Source organism: Mitsuaria sp. TWR114 (assembly GCF_007997345.1).
The window spans coordinates 1-3,736 of the sequence record NZ_VOSR01000062.1; the positions used below are offsets into that span (position 1 = coordinate 1).

The following is a 3,736-nucleotide window of genomic DNA, read 5'->3' on the forward strand; positions in this document are numbered from 1 at the left end:
CGCGGCTTCGCGGTGGTGGCCGGCGAGGTGCGGGCGCTGGCGCAGCGCTCGGCCGGCGCGGCCAAGGAGATCAAGGCGTTGATCGGCGAGAGCGTCTCGCGCGTGGACGCCGGCACGCGGCTGGTGCAGGACGCCGGCACGACGATGGGCGAGATCGTGCAGGGCGTGCGCCGCGTGGCTGACATCGTCGGCGAAATCGCCACGGCGGCCGCCGAGCAGAAGGACGGCATCGGCCAAGTCAACGTCGCCGTGCAGCGGCTGGACGAGATGACGCAGCAGAACGCCGCGCTCGTCGAGGAGTCCGCCGCCGCGGCGGGCAGCCTGCGCTCTCAGGCGGAGCAGCTGAACGCGCTGGTGAGCGCGTTCAGGCTGGCGGCGTAGGTCGCTGGGGCCGGGCTGGCGCAACGGCGAAGCATCGACCCGTCCGGTGGGCCATGGACCGCGCTCGGGCGGCCCGGCTCATCGACCGTGAAGCCTCAGGGCACGACCGCCAGGAACAGGAACACGACGAACACCACCATGTGCACGGCGCCTTGCAGCACCGTGGCGCGTCCGCCGCCCAGCGTGAGGCCGCCGACGATGAAGGTGAGGAACAGCAGCACCATGCTCAGCGGCGTGAGCCCCAGCACCAGCGAATGCGGGAACAGCGGCGACAGCACCGCCACCGTCGGGATCGTCAGCCCGATGCTCGCCAGGCCCGATCCCAGCGCGAGGTTCAGGCTGGTTTGAAGCCGGTTGTGCAGCGCCGCGCGCACCGCCGCGACCGTCTCCGGCAGCAGCACCAGCATCGCCACGATCACGCCCACCAGCGACGGCGGCGCGCCGATCGCATGCACGCCGCGCTCGATCGTCGGCGCCAGCAGCTTGGCCAGGCCGACCACGCCCACCAGGCACACCAGCAGCAGCGCCAGGCTCAGCCCGGCCACGCGCCAGCTCGGCGGCTCGGCATGCGTGTCCTGATCGTCGACGCCGGCCACCGGCAGGAAGTAGTCGCGATGCCGCACCGCCTGCACGAACACGAAGGCGCCATACAGCACCAGCGACACGCCGCCCGCGAACAGCAGCTGCGCAGTGGTGAAGGTCGGACCCGCTGAACTCGTCGTGAAGGCCGGCAGTACCAGCGTCAGCACCGACAGCGCCGCCAGGACCGCCAGCGTCGGGCTCGTGCCCTCGACGCGGAAGGCCAGCTCCTGGTGTTTCCAGCCGCCGACCAGGATGCACAGGCCCAGCACGCCGTTGCAGACGATCATGATCGCGGAGAACACCGTGTCCCGCGCCAGCGTGTTGGTGGACTCGCCCCCGGCAAGCATCAGCGACACGATCAGCGCCACCTCGATGATGGTCACCGCGACCGCCAGCACCAGCGAGCCATAGGGCTCGCCCACCCGGTGCGCGACCACCTCCGCGTGATGCACCGCCGCGAGCACCGCGCCGATCAGCAGGACGCTGACCACCGCCAGCACCAGCGTCGAATTGCCGCCGGCCGTCAGCCCCAGCAGCGCGAGGATCGCCGCCAGCGGCGCGAGCAGCGTCCAGATCGGCAGGGCCGCCGGCAGGCGGGCAAGAAGGGAGTTCGAGGGCTTAGCGCGCATGGGGACCGAGCATAGACCACGATGGTCGACCGCCCGTGGACGCGTTAGGCTGCGACGCCATGCCCACCCTCGATCCCCGCGTCGACGCCTACATCGAGCGCGCCGCTCCCTTCGCGCAGGAGATCCTGCGGCACTGGCGCGCGACCGTGCATGCCCACTGCCCCGAGGTCGTCGAGACGATCAAGTGGGGCTTCCCCAACTTCACCTACCGCGACCGCATCCTGACCGGCATGGCCGCCTTCAAGGCGCATTGCTCGATCGGCTTCTGGCACGGGGCGGCCGCCGTCGGCGCGGCGCATGCGAAGGACGGCGCCATGGGCGACCTTGGCCGCGTCGCCTCGCTCCAGGACCTGCCGGCCCCGGCGGAGCAGCAGGCCGTCCTGCAGCGCGCGATGCGCCTCATCGAGGACGGCGTGAAGGCCCGTCCCGCCAAAGCCGCCGCGCCCCGGCCACCGCTGGCGACGCCGGACGACCTGGGCGCGGCGCTCCAGGCCAACGCGGCGGCGCGAGCGACCTTCGAGGCCTTCCCGCCCAGCCAGCAGCGCGAATACATCGAGTGGATCGTCGAGGCGAAGCACGCCGCCACCCGCGAGAAGCGCCTGGCGCAAGCCATCGCGTGGATGGCGGAAGGCAAGCGCCGCAACTGGAAGTACGAGCGCCGCTGAACCTCAGGCCGCCGGGCTCTCCATGCCGAGCTCCCAGCCGCTGTCGTGCAGCTGCACGTTGTTGCGGCCACCGTCCTTGGCGCGATAGAGCGCGCGGTCGGCGCGCATGAACAGCTGGTCGGCGGTCAACTGCCGCCGGGCGCCGCCACCGCGATGCCGGCGGAGACGGTCAGGGCGAAGTCGTGGCCCTCGCCGTCGCACAGCCGCAGCGTCGCCACCGCCTCGCGGATCTGTTCCACCAAGCGCGCCGCGCCCGGTCCGTCGGTGGCCGGCAGGATCAGCCCGAACTCCTCCCCGCCCCAGCGCCCCACCACGTCCGACGCGCGCAGCCGGGCGCGCACCTCCGCCGCGAAGGCGCGCAGCGCATCGTCGCCCGCATGGTGGCCGTGGCAGTCGTTGACGTCCTTGAAGTGGTCCAGGTCCAGCAGCACGAAGGCCAGCGGCGTGCCTTCGCGTCGACCGCGCTCCAGCTCATGCCGCAGCAGCGCATCCGCCGTCATCCGGTTCAGGCAGCCGGTGAGGCCGTCGGTGGAGGCCATCTCCTCCATGCGACGCGCGATGCGCTCGAAGTTGGCCAGCACGAAACCGAAGCCCGCGCCGATCAGGCAGATGAAGCTGAACAGGAAGGTCAGGCCCTGGCCCAGGCTGCTCTGCATCAGGTCGCGGTACTCCTCCGGATTGGTCAGCGCATGCACGCTGCGCAGCAGCAGGCTGGCCGCCGCGGCGACCAGCGTCAGGCCGACGGCGCGCAGCGACGACTCGCCGCGCCAGCCCGGCCCCAGCAGCACGAGGATGGCCGGACACAGCAGCAGCGCGAAGACCAGCGAGATCGCACTGGTGCGCAGCGCCAGCGGCCAGGTCAGCATCCAGGCCGTGAGCGTCCACGCCACCAACGGGGCGCTCCACCACATCCAGCGCGGCAGCGAGCGACCCAGCACGTGGCGATGGATGGCCTCGTTGTAGAACACGATGCCCAGCGCGATCAGGCCGTTGCCCAGCAGCGCCGACACCCACACCGGCACCACCAGCCGGGCCGTCAGCATCGCGAAGCCGGCCAGCAGCGTCCACGAGCCCCAGGTCCACACCGCCAGATCCAGGTAGCGCAGCCGGCTGCGCTGCGCCGCCCACAGCTGCACGCCGAGCATCGCGAAGCCGCTCAGCAGCGCCAACATCAGCGTGGGGATGTGGATGGACGCCATGACGAGCGAGTGTAGTGATCCGGGACCGGCGCCCGTCCCCCTACATCGCGGGCCCGAGGCGTCAAGGTGGCGTCAAGCCGTGGCGCCCGGACGAAGCTCCGGAAGGGATGCTCAGGTCAGGCGGTCGATCAGCGCCATCGCCGCGGCGGGCGCGCGTTCCTTGGCGCCGCTGATGAAGAACACGAACACGTCGCGCGGCCGCCGCGGCGGCGTGCGGTCGGCCTCGACCAGCGGCAGGCGGTCCGGCTGGCCGCCCGAGGCCCAGCGCGAGGCGCTGGCG

Annotated in this window: 4 protein-coding genes; 2 read left to right on the forward strand and 2 right to left on the reverse strand. The window is 71.9% G+C overall.

Features of this window, described 5'->3' with window-relative positions; translation table 11 throughout:
* Positions 1 to 381, forward strand: a 381-nt coding sequence (locus tag FUT87_RS03595; RefSeq protein WP_255511644.1) for a methyl-accepting chemotaxis protein, incomplete at its 5' end; no start/stop codon positions are given.
* A gap of 95 nt (positions 382 to 476) precedes the next feature.
* On the opposite strand, the gene FUT87_RS03600 is transcribed toward FUT87_RS03595, so the two are convergent.
* Complete coding sequence (locus FUT87_RS03600) at positions 477 to 1,592, reverse strand: calcium:proton antiporter (RefSeq protein ID WP_147240114.1); 1,116 nt, start codon at positions 1,590 to 1,592, stop codon at positions 477 to 479.
* A 59-nt stretch (positions 1,593 to 1,651) separates the two neighbouring features.
* On the opposite strand from FUT87_RS03600, the gene FUT87_RS03605 reads away from it, so the two are divergent.
* On the forward strand, positions 1,652 to 2,257 hold the full coding sequence (locus tag FUT87_RS03605) for a YdeI family protein (RefSeq protein ID WP_147240115.1): 606 nt from the start codon (positions 1,652 to 1,654) through the stop codon (positions 2,255 to 2,257).
* A 125-nt stretch (positions 2,258 to 2,382) separates the two neighbouring features.
* On the opposite strand, the gene FUT87_RS03610 is transcribed toward FUT87_RS03605, so the two are convergent.
* Positions 2,383 to 3,456, reverse strand: a complete 1,074-nt coding sequence (locus FUT87_RS03610; RefSeq protein WP_147240116.1) for a GGDEF domain-containing protein — start codon at positions 3,454 to 3,456, stop codon at positions 2,383 to 2,385.
* Positions 3,457 to 3,736 lie beyond the last annotated feature (280 nt).

What these genes read in the sequence shown, in the direction of transcription:
- FUT87_RS03600 (WP_147240114.1), bottom strand. Translation starts at nt 1,592, where the DNA reads ATGCGCGCTAAGCCCTCGAACTCCCTTCTTGCCCGCCTGCCGGCGGCC.
- FUT87_RS03605 (WP_147240115.1), top strand. Translation starts at nt 1,652, where the DNA reads ATGCCCACCCTCGATCCCCGCGTCGACGCCTACATCGAGCGCGCCGCT.
- FUT87_RS03610 (WP_147240116.1), bottom strand. Translation starts at nt 3,456, where the DNA reads ATGGCGTCCATCCACATCCCCACGCTGATGTTGGCGCTGCTGAGCGGC.